This window comes from Phyllobacterium calauticae (assembly GCF_019991125.1).
In the GTDB taxonomy this organism is placed as follows: domain Bacteria; phylum Pseudomonadota; class Alphaproteobacteria; order Rhizobiales; family Rhizobiaceae; genus Phyllobacterium; species Phyllobacterium calauticae.
The window spans coordinates 151205-168566 of sequence record NZ_JAGENB010000008.1; the positions used below are offsets into that span (position 1 = coordinate 151205).

14 protein-coding genes are annotated in these 17362 nt (G+C 60.7%); 8 read left to right on the top strand and 6 right to left on the bottom strand.

Going from position 1 to position 17362, the window contains the following annotated elements:
• The first annotated feature begins 14 nt into the window (after positions 1-14).
• The gene (locus J1W56_RS22380) at positions 15-1571 is read left to right on the top strand and encodes an EAL domain-containing protein (RefSeq protein ID WP_223615497.1); all 1557 of its coding nucleotides are present in this window, start codon (positions 15-17) and stop codon (positions 1569-1571) included.
• Here J1W56_RS22380 and J1W56_RS22385 read toward each other — a convergent pair.
• Positions 1568-3175 (bottom strand): CYTH and CHAD domain-containing protein, encoded by a 1608-nt coding sequence (locus J1W56_RS22385; RefSeq protein ID WP_223615498.1) that lies wholly within the window; start codon positions 3173-3175, stop codon positions 1568-1570. The genes J1W56_RS22380 and J1W56_RS22385 overlap by 4 nt on opposite strands.
• Positions 3176-3481: 306 nt before the next feature.
• On the opposite strand from J1W56_RS22385, the gene J1W56_RS22390 reads away from it, so the two are divergent.
• The 5 genes from J1W56_RS22390 to J1W56_RS22410 all read left to right on the top strand — a co-directional run bounded on the left by J1W56_RS22390 (position 3482) and on the right by J1W56_RS22410 (position 8786).
• Positions 3482-4915 (top strand): esterase-like activity of phytase family protein, encoded by a 1434-nt coding sequence (locus J1W56_RS22390; protein ID WP_404928700.1) that lies wholly within the window; start codon positions 3482-3484, stop codon positions 4913-4915.
• Positions 4916-5026: 111 nt separating this feature from the next.
• Positions 5027-5545, top strand: a complete 519-nt coding sequence (locus J1W56_RS22395; protein ID WP_223615500.1) for a SixA phosphatase family protein — start codon at positions 5027-5029, stop codon at positions 5543-5545.
• Positions 5546-5696: 151 nt separating this feature from the next.
• The gene (locus J1W56_RS22400) at positions 5697-5891 is read left to right on the top strand and encodes a hypothetical protein (protein WP_223615501.1); all 195 of its coding nucleotides are present in this window, start codon (positions 5697-5699) and stop codon (positions 5889-5891) included.
• Between the two features lie 168 nt (positions 5892-6059).
• A complete protein-coding gene (gene zwf, locus J1W56_RS22405; RefSeq protein WP_223615502.1) occupies positions 6060-7586 on the top strand; it encodes a glucose-6-phosphate dehydrogenase in 1527 nt (508 codons plus the stop codon).
• Between the two features lie 33 nt (positions 7587-7619).
• Entirely contained in the window at positions 7620-8786 is a 1167-nt protein-coding gene (locus J1W56_RS22410) for a diphosphate--fructose-6-phosphate 1-phosphotransferase (protein WP_223615503.1), read from the top strand.
• 6 nt (positions 8787-8792) lie between these two features.
• Here J1W56_RS22410 and J1W56_RS22415 read toward each other — a convergent pair whose 3' ends face one another.
• From J1W56_RS22415 to J1W56_RS22430, 4 genes are all read right to left on the bottom strand, one after another.
• Entirely contained in the window at positions 8793-9392 is a 600-nt protein-coding gene (locus J1W56_RS22415; protein ID WP_223615504.1) for a DUF922 domain-containing Zn-dependent protease, read from the bottom strand.
• A gap of 34 nt (positions 9393-9426) precedes the next feature.
• Positions 9427-9948 (bottom strand): peptide-methionine (S)-S-oxide reductase MsrA, encoded by a 522-nt coding sequence (gene msrA / locus J1W56_RS22420; RefSeq protein ID WP_223615505.1) that lies wholly within the window; start codon positions 9946-9948, stop codon positions 9427-9429.
• On the bottom strand, positions 9945-10394 hold the full coding sequence (gene msrB / locus J1W56_RS22425) for a peptide-methionine (R)-S-oxide reductase MsrB (protein WP_223615506.1): 450 nt from the start codon (positions 10392-10394) through the stop codon (positions 9945-9947). The genes msrA and msrB overlap by 4 nt, the downstream gene beginning before the upstream one ends.
• A gap of 134 nt (positions 10395-10528) precedes the next feature.
• Positions 10529-12016, bottom strand: coding sequence for a carboxypeptidase M32 (locus J1W56_RS22430; RefSeq protein WP_223615507.1), 1488 nt, complete (start codon positions 12014-12016; stop codon positions 10529-10531).
• Positions 12017-12284: 268 nt separating this feature from the next.
• Between J1W56_RS22430 and J1W56_RS22435 the strand changes: the two genes are divergently transcribed.
• Positions 12285-13781: an MDR family MFS transporter gene (locus tag J1W56_RS22435; protein WP_223615508.1), complete on the top strand. Its 1497-nt coding sequence runs from the start codon at positions 12285-12287 to the stop codon at positions 13779-13781.
• A gap of 22 nt (positions 13782-13803) precedes the next feature.
• On the opposite strand, the gene J1W56_RS22440 is transcribed toward J1W56_RS22435, so the two are convergent.
• Positions 13804-15576, bottom strand: coding sequence for an adenylate/guanylate cyclase domain-containing protein (locus J1W56_RS22440; RefSeq protein ID WP_223615509.1), 1773 nt, complete (start codon positions 15574-15576; stop codon positions 13804-13806).
• A gap of 525 nt (positions 15577-16101) precedes the next feature.
• Here J1W56_RS22440 and J1W56_RS22445 point away from each other — a divergent pair.
• Positions 16102-17362 (top strand): caspase family protein (locus tag J1W56_RS22445; protein WP_223615510.1); only part of this gene is annotated, 1261 nt, incomplete at its 3' end.

Consider the following 17362-nt stretch of genomic DNA (forward strand, 5'->3'; position numbering starts at 1 on the left):
ATGAGATCACGCGAATGCCAGTAATACGATCCTTTAAATGGCGGATTGTGCCGCAAATTACTCTGGCCATTGCTCTCATTGTGCTGGGAAGCCTCGCCGGATCGTGGATCGGCAGGCTTGTCATCATCCGCAGCGACCGCGGGCACATGCTGTCCCTGTCGAACCAGCTGCTGAAACGCGCCGACTTCGTTTTCGCCGAGGCTGATACGATCCTGTCCAAGGCAAATGAAACCGGTTTTCCATTCTGTTCGAACGATGAGATCAACCACCTGCGCGATGTGCTTTTCGATACGAAGTATCTGAAGGACATCGGACGCGTGCGGGATGGCGCATTTCATTGTTCCGCCGTCTTCGGTTCAGCCAAGCCCACCCCACTTGCCAAGCCGGATCTGGCAACGAATGACGGCACGCTTGTCTACGCCAATACGCCGCTTGCCATTTCCAACACCCCGGCGCCCATCATCGGCAGGGGGAATGCGAATGTCGTGCTCGACCCCACCGCATTCGACGCCATGACCGATCCGAACTATAGTTTCGGCATCCTGTTCAAGCCGCCCGGCGCGCAAAACCCCGTCGCGATGTTCGGCGGGCTGAATGCGGGAAAGCGGCGTGAAAAACTGCCGGAGGGTGCCGGGCGGGATGGCGATATCGTCTTTCGCAATCTCTGCGGCGAACGGGCATGCGTTTCCCTGCAGGCCCATGTCAAGGACCTGGAGGAGGATGCGTTCCCCATCGAGGCCAGCATCACCGGCCTTGGCGGCACCCTGGGCGGCGCGCTCGCCCTGATCATCCTCCTTCTGCAGCGCAAGCGCCTTTCGCTCGGCGCCAGACTGGCCCAGGCCCTCGACAAGCGGCGTCTTACCGTCGTGTACCAGCCCATTTTCGATATCGGGACGAACACGCCGCACAGTGCCGAGGCACTGGTGCGCTGGACGGATGACAAGGACACCATCTCGCCGGACATCTTCATTCCGGTAGCCGAAGACGAAGGGCTGATCAAACGCGTCACGCTCTATGTCCTCGACCGCGTTCTGGTCGATATGGATGCCTTCCTGCAAGCGGACCGGACCTTCCGCATCAACGTCAACATATCCGCTGCCGACCTTGTCGATCCGGCATTTGCTTCGGCGCTGGAACAGCGCCTGCGGCAGGCCAATGTCGGAAGCGAACAGCTCGGCCTTGAAATTACCGAGCGATCAACGGCCAATGCCGACGCTGCGGTCGACGCCATCCGGACACTTCGCGCGCGCGGCCACCGAATCTACATCGATGATTTCGGCACCGGCTATTCCAGCCTCGCCTATCTCGGCAACCTCAATGTCGATGGCATCAAGATCGACAAATCATTCACCCAGACGATCGGAACCGGCTCGGTGACGGTCTCGATTGTCCCGCAGATCATCGACATGGCCCGTGTCCTCAACCTCGGAATCGTTGTCGAAGGCATCGAGACAGCCACGCAGCGGGACTATTTCGCCGGACTGCAAACGCCGATCGACGGTCAGGGATGGTTTTACGGCAAGCCGGTCAGTGCCGCCGCGCTGCAGGAACTGGTGCAGGAAAAATTCTAGGGCCGCGGTGTCCAGAACGGCGCGGTGTCCTTGAACGCCCGCCATCTGCCGATCAGCTGTTTGCCGCCCGCCGCCTGGCGGTGCCCCTGCCAGCCGATGATGGCCCCGACGGCCCGGTTTGCCTCCGCGCCGAGAGAATCATGGTCGAGCGTATCCATGAGCTCATGCGCGCTCTTGATGTCGTTCGCCTCACCCAGAAGGTCCTGCAGCCGCGACAGGCGCTTCAGGTATTTTGCGGTCACCGGCCGACTGGAATAGAGCGGCAGAAAAAACTCCACGGCATAGCGCAAGCGCTTCAGGCCAAGGCGCAGCCGATGGCGCGCATCGGCGTGAAGATGGCGAAAGCCGTGCCCTCGCCTGCGGACCTGCCGTTCTATCCGGTCCAGCACCCGCGCCGCAAACTGCGCCAGCGGCTCGGTCAGGATGCGCAAATCCTCGCTGGCAATATCGTTGCGCCAGCTCCTCTGTTCGATCACCAGCCCCAGGGACAACAGGAACCGGTTGGTCCTGGGATCGCCGATGATACGCCGGACGGCCTGGTAGGCCTGATCGTGGGAGGACATGCATGCCGCACGGAAGGCGGATATATTGACGTGCGGCAGGTTGGCTTCCTCAATCTCTGTGAGGGTCGAATGCAGGAAAACGTCCCAGTTTCGGGCGGGACCCAGCGCCTGCCCGAACAGTTTTGCCTCGGTGCTGAGGTTGTCCAGCGACGGCGCCTGCAACTCGCGGCAGAGAAAATGCAGCGCCACGCGCAATCGCCGGAGCGCGACGCGCAACTGGTGGACGCCTTCCGGCTCCTGCCCGGTTTGACTGGCGCTAAGATTGGCCACGATCTGCTGCTGGCAATTGGTCAGAAGCTTGGCAATCGCCTCATCGACCGTATCAGACCTGACGAAGCCGGACGGTGCCGCCTTGACCGCCGATGGTTCATCGCCAAGCGCCAGCGCATACCCCCGCGCCGATTTGCTCTGCGTTTCCAGGCAAAGCGGCGCAACATCCATCAGATTGAGACCGAACTGATAGAGCGCCGCGACTTTCCCCTGCTTCAGCTCAAGTTCGACTTCCGACAGCGGCACACGCGACGCGCCGAATTCAATGACGCCGTCATCGAGCGCAAGTTCGATCCGGGCGTCCTGATGCTCGAGCATCAGCAGATGCCGCCGGACCCTGGTCGCAAAAACCGGTGCCAGCTCATCCACCGTCATTCCGTCCAAAGGCGCACCGATATCGGCAAGCGGCAACAGAGCAAGGTCGGGCGCCATGCCGCTCACCACCGTCTCCCACTCATTGCGTTGCAAAGAACCGTGATCCGCTGCCCGCTTGACTGTCTGCACATGTTGACGGCCCTCACGCCGGACACGCAGCGACAATCCCGCCGCAAACAGCCGATGATCGGAGGTGTCGTAATAGGTGGCATCAAGCCGCCGGATCAAGCCCTTGTTGCGGGCGGCCTGCCGAACCGCTGCGGAGGCGCGAATTTCATCGAGCATGCCCACGGGCGCCCGCAGCTTCAGCTCGATCTCAACAGGGGCACGCGGCGGAACGGCAGCAGTCGCGACGCCCGCACCGTCCTGCGTTCCGTGAACCGAAACTCCAGCCATTCCGTCCGCTCCCGTCGATCATCCCGTTGCACGGACTATACTATCGCGTGTGTGCCGTCTTGGTAGCGCAAATATTGTTGAGCCGGGTTGCCCGGCTGATGGCCAGCGGGACCCAGGGCCGTCGCCGCTGTCATGAGCGTATTACATTCCGGTTCTAGACCCTACCGGAAAGGTCTCCTTGCGCGATTCCCGGGGGGGCGGTCTCTTCCCAAGATCGACCCCGAGACCACCCGCCACACTGTCTTGTCAAAGGATTTTTCCATGCGCCATCTGCCGTCAATCCTGTTGCGGTTGCTTGCAACCTCCATGGCCATACTTCCGACCGCAGCCTTTGCCGATAATTCGGTTGCGATCAGCGGTGCAACGCTCGTCAACAAGGGGCTGGTCGGCGTTGGGCGAATTCCGGCCAATCAGCGTGACAAGTTCGGTGAAACCTTTGGTTCCGGCTCGGGCATGGCGATGAACCCGGCCGACTGGAGCCGCGATGGCAACAGCTACAAGGGCACGATGCTGCTCCTGCCCGACCGCGGTTACAATGTGGCGGGTACAACCGACTACCGCCCCCGCCTCAACATGCTGTCGATCCGGTTCACGCCGGTGGCGCCCGGCGCAACACCGTCCGCCGACAAGCAGCAGAGCGGCGTCGAGGCTGCACTCACCGACACGTTGCTGCTGGTGGATGACAAGGGCGCCGATACAACCGGCCTCGACCCGCAGTCCGATGTTCGCGCCGCTGCCGGAGATTTTCCCATCCTGCCGCAGGCTGTCAATGGCAAGATATCCCTGGACAATGAGGCAATCGTCCGCTTGGCCGATGGCACGATGTTCATCAGCGACGAGTATGGACCGAATATTTACCGCTTTTCCGCCGAGGGCCGCATGATGTCGGCAACCCAGCCTCCGGCAGCGCTGGTTCCCATGCGCCATGGCAAGGCGAATTTCTCCTCCAACAATCCGGGGCCCGGCGCACAGGCGCCCGATCCGAAGGACCCCGATACCGGCCGCCAGAACAATCAGGGCCTGGAAGGCATGGCACTGACGCCCGACGGCAAGTTCCTGATCGCCGTTCTCCAGTCGGCCGCCCGCCAGGATGGCGGCGATTCCAGTTCGACCCGCCAGAACACCCGCGCCCTCGTCTATGACGCGGCCGATCCGGCCCATCTGAAGCTGGTGCATGAATATGTCGTGCCGCTTCCCGCCTTCACCAATGCCAAGGGCAAGAAGGCTGTGGCAGCGCAGAGCGAGATCGTGGCTTTGTCCGACAAGGCATTCCTGATGCTGGCACGCGACAGCGGCAACGGTTATGGCCTTGACGGCGACACGTCGCTCTACCGCAACATCACCGTCGTCGACACCTCGGCGGCCACCGATATCGCCGGAAGCGCCTTCGATGCCGACAAGGCCGTTGCACCCAAGGGCATTGTCGACCCTTCCATTACCCCGGCAACACTGACCCCCTTCATTGATATCAATGACAATGCGAACCTGTCGCGCTTCGGCCTGCACAACGGTGCGCCCAATGACCGCAACAACCTGTCGGAAAAATGGGAAGCCATGGCACTTGTCAGCGTCCTCGATCCCAAGCTGCCGGACGACTATTTCCTGTTCGTCGGCAATGACAATGACTTCCTGACCCAGGACGGCTTTCAGGTCGGCGCGAGCTACAAGGCCGAGGGCGGTGCCGACGTCGACACCATGTTCCAGGTGTTTCAGGTCACCATTCCCGGACTGCATAAGTAGTTCGCTCGACATATCATCGGAGAGGATTGCCCTCTCCGATGACATCAACCTCCATGCATTCCCGTTCATGTTATATGATTGGGTGAGCTGAGTGCCCATGGAGCAAAACAGATGCTGCGACTTCTCCTGCTTCGCCACGCCAAATCGGACTGGCCGAATGGTGTTGACGACCACGACCGCCCGCTTGCCGAACGCGGCCGCCGGGCCGGCCCCCTGATGGCCCGATACATGACCGGAGAAGGGCTGATACCGGATCTCGCCCTTATCTCCACGGCACGGCGGACACTGGAGACATGGGAACTGCTGCGTCCGGTCATCGGAGACGGTATACGCTGGCTGGAGGAGCCGCGGATCTACGAGGCGCCTGCGCGGGTGATCCTGGATGTTGTCAGGGCGGTGGAGCCGGGGATCGGGACATTGCTGGTTGTTGGCCATAATCCAGGGTTGCAGGATGCAGCCCTCCGGCTTGCCGGTAGGGGACGGGAGGCCGATCTCACCCGCCTCCGGCAGAAATACCCCACGGCGGGACTAGCCGTCATCGATTTCACCGCCACGCGCTGGTCCGATCTTGCCGATCAATCCGGCGAACTGGAGCGGTTTGTGACACCGAGAACAATCGGCCACGGGTGAGGCCATTCGCCCGCCCCCTGATTCCACGGGCGTTCATGCGCCAAAATAGCTGCACTGAGGCGGTCATTTCAACTTTCAGCTGTTGATTATGACAATCATTTTTCGAATATGTGACAGGACCATTCACTGCAAACCGCGATTGGACGTCAGGATGCGCCTTAGAGAACTTCAGGAAATCAGGTACGAAGAGGAAACCGCCAACCTCAAGCTTTCGGGTCTCAACCCGTTCAAGGAAGCCAAGAGCGTCAACATTTCCATCGACAATCCCGAAGCATTCCTCAATGCGATCAAGACGGCGCTTTCGGACCCTGACGGCAAGCCTGTTAAATTCGGCAAGGGCAAATAGGCCTCCACGCGCATCACGAAACAGCTTCCCCTGGCGGATGAAATCGTGGCAAGCCAGCAAGATAATGCTTGCCACGCCGCGCGTTATTCCGTTCATTCTCGGAACGAACCGGCCAAGACCCCCACGCGTTACGCGCCATGTGCCCAGTGTTGAACCAAAGGAGCTCCCGTGACTGAACCGACCATCGCGCCCGCTCCGCCCGTCACTCTGGTCATCTTCGGCGCAACGGGCGATCTGACGCGGCGGCTGCTCGTTCCCACCGTCCTCAACATGACGCAGAGCGGTCTCGTGAGCGACAGCCTGCAGATCCTTGGCATCGGCATTGAACCCGGCGATGACGAAATGCTGCGCGCCAAGCTCGAAGACTTTCTCACGACGTCCAACATCAAGGCCAACTACAGCGCCGAGACATGGCAGGGGCTGCGCTCGCGCATCTTCTATCGGCAGGGCGACTTCACGCAGGATGCAATCTATGCCGAGATTGCCGGCCAGCTCGGAGCGCAGGCCGGGCGGAACGCCGCCTATTACCTTGCCGTGCCACCGCTGTTCTTCGGCGATATCGTCGACAAGCTCGCCGATCACGACCTGCTGAAAGAAACGGGTGGTGCCTTCCGCCGCCTTGTGATCGAAAAGCCGTTCGGCACCGACCTCGCCTCGGCCAAGGCGCTCAATGCCAGGATATTGAACCGCGTGCCGGAAACGCAGGTCTATCGCGTCGACCACTTCCTCGGCAAGGAAACCGTGCAGAACATCATGACGGCGCGGTTTGCCAACATGATGATCGAATCCCTGTGGAGCAACAATTTCATCGATCACGTCCAGATCACCGCGGCCGAACTCGTCGATGTCGGCACCCGCGGCAAATTCTACGACGCAACGGGCGCGCTCAGGGACATGGTGCCCAACCATCTGTTTCAGCTTCTTGCCATGGTTGCCATGGAGCCGCCGAACAGCTTTGACGCCGAGGCAATCCGCGACGAGAAGGGCAAGGTCCTGAAAGCCCTGCGGATCTACTCCGGCGAAGAAGCCGAGCAGAACTCGGCGCGCGGCACCTATACAACAGGGGTTTCCGGCGGCAAAACCATACCGAACTATACGGATATCCCGGATGTGGCGCGCGACAGCGCAACGGAGACCTACGTTGCGCTGAAGCTTTTTGTCGATACATGGCGCTGGGCGGGTGTTCCCTTCTATCTGCGCACCGGCAAGGCCATGACGGCCCGCGATACCGAGATCGTCGTCACCTTCCGTCAGGTTCCCTTCGCCCAGTTCAAGGGGATGGGGCCGCAGCGCCGCCTGACACCGAACCGGCTGATCATCCAGGTGCAGCCGGACGAGGGCCTGCACATCGAAATATCGATCAAGTCGCCCGGTCTTTCCGTCGAGACGGTGCCGGTATCCCTCGATTTCAACTATGCGGATTTCTTTGATATCGGCAAACTGACCGGCTATGAATCCCTGCTCTACGATCTGTTTGTCGGCGACCAGACCCTGTTTCAGCGCGCCGACAGCATCGAAGCGGGATGGGCGGCGGTGCAACCCTTTCTCGATCTGTGGGCGACATCGGCAGAACGCCCTGATCCCTATCCGGCGGGCAGCATGGGGCCGCAATGCGCCGATGCACTGATCGAGCGCGATGGCCGAAAATGGCACCAGCCCGATGTGCAGCACCGGGTGAAAGCGAAAGTTTCCTGACTTGATCCGACAAGAAAAACGAGAGGGACGGATATGACCGAGACATTCGTAATTGCACAGGGCGGCGGACCGACGGCAGTCATCAACCAGACCCTTGCGGGCGCCACGCTGGAGGTGCGCAAGCGTTATCCCGGTGCCCGCGTGCTCGGTGCAAAGCATGGCGTGCGCGGGATTCGCGCCGGCAACTTCGTCGATCTCTCGGCTCTGCCGGAACAACAACTGCGCCTGATCGCGGCAACACCGAGTGCTGCGCTCGGGAGCACGCGCGACAAACCCGATGCGGCTTATTGCGAGGCGATCCTGAAAAGCCTGCGTCAGGTCGGGGCGACCGCCTTCATCAATATCGGCGGGAACGATACCGCCGGAACCCAGCAGATCCTGGTGGAAGCGGCGGGCGGGGATATTGCCTTCGTTCATGCCCCCAAGACGATCGACAATGATCTGGTTGAAAGCGATCACACGCCCGGTTTCATTTCCGCTGCCGAGTTCATCGCGGGCGCTTTCCTCAGTATCGATCTCGACTTCCGTGCGCTGCCCGGCATCTATGTCGGGATCGTCATGGGCCGCCATGCGGGTTTCCTGACCACCGCGGCCGCCGCATGGCAGCATGACGATGCGAGCGCGCCTCATCTTGTCTATGTGCCGGAGCGGGCTTTCTCGGCAAAACGGTTCATCGATGACGTGCGCGAAGCGCAGAGCCGTCACGGCCGCTGCATCATTGCCATGTCGGAAGGCGTGACCGGCGAGGACGGGCGGACCGTGGTTGAAAACCTTGTTCCCGCCGATCGCCTTGAACGCGACGCCCATGGCAATATCCGCCTGTCCGGCGGAGAATTGGGAATGGCCATCGAACAGCTTCTCAGGGACGGCTTGCCCGGCGCCCGTGCACGGGTGGATACGTTCGGCTACCTGCCGCGCGGCAATATCGCCACAACCAATGCGACTGATGCGCAAGAGGCTTTCGAGGCGGGAGTCTTTGCCGTCGAAACGGCGGCGCGCGGCGGCGGGTCGGTAGCGCTGCAATATGCCGATGGCAGCACCCGTCCGCAGATCGTTCCGCTTGCCAGCGTTGCCGGCAAAACACGCCACCTGCCGGACGATTTTCTCGAGCCTGAGCGCAACCGGATTTCAGCGCCGTGCCGGGCCTATTTCGAACGGCTGCTGCCAAAGCGCTTCACGCTCGCCGAGCCGCTCGCATAGGCGGCGTCACCCGCCATTGACCAGGTGAAGCACAAGCTGCTGGATGTTGCCGCCCTCGCCCATCTCGACCCGGTCGAAATCCCGCCCCTTCTGCCGCTGGGCAAGGGAAAGCGCGGAAAGGCGCTTCGTCATCTCGACCCGGATTTTCCGGCAGCCGGGATCATCCGGCACCGACAGGCCGATGGTCGCCGCCTCGATCCCCTTGACCATGTCCTTGATCGTCTCGCCGTGCACGGCTTCATGGGTGCGCACACCGGCAATGAACGTATCCCAGCTTGCCTGTACCGCAGCCGGCAACCGCTCGGCGGGCTTCGGCAGCGTATAGGTGATGATGAGTTTCGGCGTTGCGGCAACCAGGGTGCAGGCATTGCCCTGCCGCTCATACTTCCTTTGCCACGTCAGTTTGAAATTGGTGTGGGCGATTGTCCGGGTGGTACCGGCGATGACGGGCCCCCGCTCGCCAATCGACGCATAGAGCGCCGCACCGGATTTCCCGGCAATCGCGTAGGTTTCCACCTGTTCGACAGCTTTCCACGCCGCCTGTGCCGCCGCAGGCATGCCGACAAGGCAGACGGCAACCAGGCAGTACCCTGCAGTTTTTATCATGTGGCCCCTTCCCGTCACATCCGGGCGAACAGCATCAGGCTCCTGATGCTGCCGCCTTGTCCCGCACAGGAAGCTTCCAGCCGGGCCGGATGAAATGACAGGTATATCCGTTGGGATACCGTTCCAGATAATCCTGGTGTTCCGGCTCCGCCTCCCAGAAATCACCGACCGGTGCGAGCTCGGTCACAACCTTTCCCGGCCACAGACCGGACGCATCGACATCGGCAATCGTGTCCTCGGCAATCCGCTTCTGCTCTTCATCCGCATAGAAAATCGCCGAGCGGTAACTCAATCCCAGATCGTTGCCCTGGCGGTTGAGCGTCGTGGGATCGTGAATCTGGAAAAAGAACTCCAGAATGTTCCGGTAGCTGATCCGCGCGGGATCGAAAATGATTTCGATGGCTTCCGCATGGGTACCATGGTTGCGGTAGGTTGCGTTCTCGACATCACCGCCGGAATAGCCGACGCGGGTCGACAGGACGCCGTCATAACGACGGATCAGATCCTGCATGCCCCAGAAACAGCCGCCGGCAAGGACTGCGCGTTCGCTTGTCATCCGATTTCCTCCACCTGATTGAGATAGGCTCCATAGCCCTCCGCCTCCATATCGTCCCGATGGACGAACCGGAGCGAGGCCGAGTTTATGCAGTAGCGCAGCCCGCCGCGATCCTGCGGACCATCGGGGAAAACATGCCCGAGATGGCTGTCGCCATGGCTGGAGCGCACTTCAATGCGCACCATGCCGTAACTGTCGTCGCGCAGCTCGTTCACATGGGCAGGCTCGATGGGCTTGGTGAAACTGGGCCAACCGCATCCCGATTCAAACTTGTCGGATGAGGCAAACAGGGGCTCGCCGGAAACGATATCAATGTAAATACCCGGTTCCTTGTTGTCCAGGTATTCGCCCGTACCGGGACGTTCGGTCCCGTTCTGCTGCGTGACACGAAACTGCTCCGGAGAGAGTTTCGAGATCACGTCAGAGTTCTTTTCATATTTGCGCATATGTTTCCCTTCCATCAGGGGTCAGCGTGATTGCGGCATGTCCGGCCAACCATGAAGTGTGTTGGTGCATATTTGTGTCCGCCCGCCCCGGTTATCAAGCCCGGAGCGGCGCAAACATCGTCCGCTGCAAGCGTTTACACCGCACCATAGCGCGCACGGATATGGCCGATAAAGTGGTCCGCATTGAGCTTTTCGCCGGTGGCGCGTTCAAGCAGTTCCGGCGTCGACCAGCGCGATGCCTGAGACCAGATCTTGTCACGCCGCCAACCGTTGATGGCCGCAAACTCTCCCTTGGCTATATCCCTGTCGGCAGCCGGATATTCCTTTGTCAGCGCCGCCCATTGTTGCGCAGCCATCATCGCCCCGAGGGTATAGGACGGGAAATAGCCAAAGGCGCCGCTTGCCCAGTGCACATCCTGCATGGGCCCGTCGGCCGGATTATCAATCGTCGACAATCCGAGGTAGTCGCGCATCTTCGCGTCCCATGCCTCGGGCAGGTCAACCGGCTGCAATCTGCCCTGGATCAGGTCCTGTTCGAGTTCGAAACGCAAGATAACATGCAGCGGATAGGTCACCTCGTCGGCATCGACCCGGATCAGACCGCGTTCGACCCGGTGAACATGCGGAATGATGTCATCCATGGACCAGGATTCACCCAGATATTTGTCGACAATCGGCAGAGCCCATTGCCAGAATGCGGGGTTGCGGCCGAGCTGCTTTTCGACAAACAGGCTCTGGCTTTCGTGCACCGCCATGCCCCGCGCCTTTCCCAGCGGCCAATGCGACCACTTTTTCGGCAGGTTCTGTTCATAAAGCGCGTGACCGGTTTCGTGCAGCACGCCCATCAGCGAGGAGAGAAACTCCGTCGTCCGGTAGCGTGTCGTTATGCGCACGTCGCTCGGCACGCCGCCACAGAACGGATGGTGCGATACGGAAAGGCTGCCATGGGAAAGATCGAAGCCAACCGCTGCCATCATGGCAAGACCAAGCTCGCGCTGCCTGTCGACCGGATAAACACCGGACAAGGGTTTCAGCGGGTGTTTTGCCAGCCTTTCCGCCTGCATGGCCAGCGCCTCCGGCACGAAGTCCTTGAGGAAGGTTTTCAACGTGTCGAATACCGGCGCGATATCCGCCGTGCGATTGCCGGGGTCATATTGCTCGATCATCGAATCATAAAGACCAAGGCCGAGAACCTGCGAGCGCATGGCTGCTTCTTCGCGCGCCAGTGCAATGACACCTTCGAGCGCCGGCAAAAACCCGGCCCAGTCATTCTTGGCACGCAGGTCGCGCCACAACTGCTCGCAGCGCATACGAGTGTTCGTCTGGCGTTCGACGAATTCAGCGGGCAGGCAGGTCAGATTGACATAGTGCCGCTTGAACTCCCTGACAGCCGCGACCTGCTCCTCGTCGAGGTCCTCCCGTTCCGCCGCATCGATCCAGTCGGCGATTTCGGGCGGGGATGCCTGGCGATGATACATCCCCGCCAGCGTGCCCATGGCTTCCGCCCGCTTTTCACCGCCGCCAACGGCCATATGGGTGGCCTCGTCGGCGCCGAGAATGGCAAGCGCGTGTTCCAGGGCTTCAAGCCTGTGGCCGAGTTCATCGAGTTTCTGGAAGGACATTCTGTTCCCCTTGGGCGAATCCTGATTCAAAACAGGGCCCGAGAGGACTTCAATTTTCCGGCGAGTGCAAGATTGAATCACGCGCCGGGATGTCAGGAGTGTGCATCGGGGAGATTGACAACCGGCGTTTCGAGGCGTTGAAGTATGGCGTGCAAGCCGCGATTTTGAGCCCCTTGCCGCCAACCCGATCCCGCACATATACAGCTCGCCTGAGGTCTTCCGTGACCCGTCAACCACTATCTCGGCGAGTGGAAAGCCAGAACAACACATGTCTCAATCGGTTGAACGTTCAAAACGTCCGTTGATTGTTGCCTCCATCATGCTGGCAACATTCATGGTCGCCATTGAAGCCACCATCGTTGCCACGGCAATGCCGCGCATTGTCGGGCAACTCGGCGGTTTCACCTATTACAGCTGGGTCTTCTCGGCCTTCCTGCTGGCACAGTCGACGACAACGGTGATCTACGGCAAGCTGTCCGATATTTTCGGCCGCAAACCCATGCTCATCGGTGGCATTGTGATTTTCCTTGCCGGCTCGGCACTGGCCGGTTTTGCCTGGTCGATGACGTCATTGATCGCATTCCGCCTGCTGCAGGGGCTGGGCGCCGGAGCCATCCAGCCCGTGACGATGACCATCGTCGGCGATCTCTACAGGCTTGAGGAACGCGCCAAGGTGCAGGGCATTCTGGCCAGCGTCTGGGCAATTTCCGCCGTAACCGGCCCCCTCGCCGGCGGCCTGATCGTGGATCATTTTTCCTGGGCGTGGATTTTCTGGATCAACCTGCCGATCGGCCTGCTGACGATCATCGGCTTTGCGCTGTTCCTGCATGAAAAAATCGAGCCGCGCAAAGCCCGCATCGACTATCTCGGCACCATCCTGTTTTCGACTGCCATCGTCTCGCTGATGGTCATCCTGACCGAAACGGACGCCGATCTGTCGATCCTCGCCGCGCTGGCTGCCGTGTTCATCGTGACTGCCATCCTGTTCTTCATGCAGGAGCGCCGGGCGCCGGAGCCCATCATTTCGCTTGCCCTGTGGAGCCGCCGCCTTGTCGCCACCAGCAACATAGCGACGCTTCTCGCCGGCATGGCGCTGATCGGGCTGACCACCGTACTGCCGATCTACGTGCAGGGCGTGCTGGGACGCTCGCCGCTGGTTGCCGGCTTCACGCTGACCATGCTCATCGTCGGCTGGCCGCTCGCCGTCATGCTGTCCATCCGGCTGTTTCGCGCGTTTGGAATCCGCAGGACCCTGCGCGCCGGCAGCCTGATGTTTCCGATCGGCGCGTCGTTTCTGCTCTTCCTCACGCCCGAAAGCAGCCCTGTCTCGGCCGGCGTCGGTTCCTTCCTCATGGGTTTCGGCATGGGACTGATCAGCGTCACCAGCGTCGTTCTGGTACAGGAAAGTGTCGAATGGTCGATGCGTGGCAGTGCCACGGCATCGATCATCTTCTCGCGCAGCCTCGGCAACACCCTCGGTGCGACAACCCTGGGCGCCATACTCAATATCGGAATTGCGCATTTCGGCAGCGGCGATCTCGCCAACAAACTGCACGAGGTGATCAACCAGCCATCGGGCCTGTCCAGCCTGGCGACGAACCCCGCCATCCGCCTGGTGTTTCACTCCGCCCTGCACTGGAGTTTCTGGGGGGTGTTCACCGTTGCCATCCTCACCTTTGCCACGACCTGGCTGATCCCGGTTTCACGCGAGGCCGGCCGCAAGCCGCCGACACAAACCGAGATGCAGGAGGCACTGTCGTCCTGACGGCAATGCCAGGGCTGCCGCATCACTCCGGCAGCCCTGCCTTGCGCAGCGCATCGAGATAGCGCTGCAAATGCTCGGGGTTTCGCCAGGGGACTCCGGCACGCGTCGTCGCAATGCTGGTCCCCGGGGCGACCTGGAGAAGGCGGTCAAGCGCGGCACGCGTCGCGTCTGCATCACCCATCTCGCCGAGTGCCGCCAGAAGAACCCTATGACCGGTCGGAAAATTGGGATTGAGATGCAGGGCCTTGCGCGCCCATTCCGCCGCAGCGTCGTAAAGCCCGTCGGCAAACTCGGCCATGCCGAAAAATGCGAAAGTCCAGTAATTGGCCGGGTCGCGCGGGCTGAGCCGTATGGCCATCTTCAGGGTTTCGCGTGCATTGCCGCTTTCACCCGCCAGCGCATAATATCCGCCGCCCCACATGCGTGCGAACGCCAGATTGGGATTGATATCGATGGCCGTTTCCAGGCACCGCCGGGCATCGTCGAACCGCCGCATGAACAGGGCGACTGAACCGAGGATCGTATGCGCTTCGGCATCCCGCTCATCCAGTTCAACCGCGACGCGCGCCATCTCGTGGGCTTCGTTCATGGCCTGCGGCGGATTGGGGCTCCAAGCATACAGCACATCGATGATATCGCACATGGCATGCACCACCCGTGCCCGCGCCAGGTTCGGATCAAGCGCTATTGCCTTCAGGGCAAAATCCTTGGCTGCCGCGCTGTCTTCCCTTGTCCAGCGCCAGGCATGCCAGTTCGCTCGCATGACATAATCCCACGCGCTGAGGTTGGCGGGGTCTTTCCGGCGAGCCCGCTTCATCTCCGCGCCGATGAGTTCGGGCGTCACCACGCCAACAATGCTCGCCGTGATGTCGTCCTGGACAGCGAAGATGTCATCCATCTGCCGGTCGAACTGCTCGGCCCAGATATGATTGCCGGTCGCCGCATCGATCAGCTGCGCGGTGATCCGCACCCGGGGACCGCTGCGCCGCACGCTGCCTTCCAGCACATAGCGCACGCCGAGTTCCCCGGCGACCTGCTTTATGTCGACGGCACCGCCTCTGTATGTAAAGGATGAATTGCGGGCGATGACAAAGAATGCCTGGTTGCGCGCCAGCCCCGTAATGATGTCTTCGGCGATACCGTCGGCAAAATACTCCTGGTCCTTGTCGGCACTCATATCCTGGAACGGCAGGACGGCGATGGCCGGCTTGGCGACACCGTCGGCCGATGGCGCATCGGATCGGGGGCGTTTGGCACCCGCCATGATCTCCAGCACAACCCGGTAGACGCGTATGCGCTTCCTGATGTTCTTGACCTGCCGTTCGCCAAGATCTTCAAAGGTGAAGGCCACTTTGCCCGCGACCTGCTCAAACACATTCGCGGTGATCGAGATACCACCCGGTTCAGCCAAGGCTTCCATCCTTGCGGCGATATTGACGCCGTCGCCAAAGATATCATCACCGTCAATGACGATATCGCCTATGTTGATGCCTGCACGATATTGAATGCGGTGCTCCCGCGGCATGTCCGCTTCGGCGTCCGCCACGCCGCGCTGGATCAGAACCGCACTTTCGACCGCGTCGACAACGCTGCCGAATTCGACAAGCAGCCCGTCGCCCGTTGTCTTGACGATGCGTCCATTGTGTTCCCGCAGAACCGGATCGATCAACTGCTGACGATGAACGCGCATGCGCGCTATCGTGGCGGCCTCGTCGGTTTCCATATGGCGCGAATAACTGACCATATCGATTGCCAGAATGGCAACCAGTTTGCGTGCAACGCGGTCGATAGCCAACACTGCTCCCCATCTGAATGGCTCTGCAACCGACTTTATGAGTCTATGCCAGCCAAGTCCATGTGAAACAGGTGATCAAAATGCGATCGGCAAGTCGCCACCGCTGCGGTGGCGAGGAAAGGCAGAGCAATCTGCCTGAGCCGCAATCCTGTCGATGGCTCCGCTCTCTAGGTGGAACTACCAATTCTCAAATCGATTTAAATGGCTAGAGTATCTTTCGAGGGCTTTGGTCTTCAGATGCACTCTTTTCCAATGACCAATATCTTTTTCAACGATCAAAGGCACCGGTCTGGCAACAGACCGGTGTTTTATTGCGTATTCCACCGCGGCAATTCCCGGTGCAGGACGTCCCATCAACCATGCCACATTGATTATACTCAGCAATTTTGAAAGCTTTGATCAAAGCAGATTTAAAGCGCCGATCCCACGATTTTGCCGGAATCATGGAGCACGATTTTTGCGTGCCGCTTTCAAAGCACACCATAATCCTGCTGCACGTGCGTGCTTTGCAATGAGGTGATCGAGATGCGAATAATCCGGACATGTCTTGCTGTATTTCTGTTACTCGGCTCCCTATCCATTCCCGGCCTGGCCCAAGCCCAGGCGCCATTAGAGAAGAGAATCGCTCTCGTCATCGGCAATTCGGCCTATCAAACCGGTCCGCTGCCGACACCCGCCAACGATGCCGGCCTGATTGCACAAACATTGCAGGCCGCAGGATTTGATGTGGTCGGAGCGAGGGATCTCGATCAGGATTCGTTGCGCCATACCTTCCGGGATTTTCTCGACAAGGCAACGGCCTCCGGGCCCGACACCGTCGTCTTCGTTTATCTCGCCGGGTATGGCCTGCAGTATGAAGGCGAAAACTATTTTGCCGGTGTCGATGCGAAAATGAAGCGCGCAACCGATGTTCCCGTCGAAGCCATACGGGTCTCCGATTTCACCAAATCGCTCGCCGCACTGCAGAACAAGGGCACCATCATGGTGCTCGACGCGGCCCGAACCAACCCATTCGTCCGATCGGATCAGCCGCTGGCAGGGGGATTGGCCATTGTCGATCCCGATCCCAATGTCCTGATCGGCTTCAATGCAGCGCCCGGAACCGTCGCTCCGCCAGAGGCGGGGCCTTACGGCGCCTATGCGCACGCCCTTGCCGAGATGATCCGTGTCGGCGGGCTGGGGCTTGATGACGTCTTCGATCGCACGCGCCTGCGGGTGAGCGATGCGACCAAGGGCGGGGAACTGCCCTGGAATGCCACGAAATTCCGTACGCCGTTCCTTTTCTTCGATAAAGGCCCCGATGCGCCGGCACAGCAAGTATCCGCGCTGCAGGGCGGTGCAATGCGGGCCAAGGCCATTCGCGATTTTGATGCCCGCGATGCCTATCTCGCCGCGCTCGATCGCGATACGCTGCGCGGGTACGAGGATTTTCTTGCCGCTTACCCCAGCGACCCGATGGCCAAGCGTGTGCGGGCCATTGTCGCTGCCCGGCGTGAGGCGATCACATGGCGCCAAACCTGGGTCGCCGACACGCCGGAAGCCTATTGGTCATATCTGCGCCGCTATCCGCATGGTCCGCACGGCTGGGATGCCCGCCGGAGGCTTGACCATTTTGAAGCCGCGCTGGAGCCGCCCGCATCCTTCACGGTAATTGCTTACGACGTGCCGCCGCCACCTGAAACGGAAATCATCTATGTCGACCGCCCGGTCCTGTATTTCGATGATCCCGAATTCGACTTTGCGCCGCCACCCCCGCCGCCGGTGATCTTCCTGCCGCCACCACCGC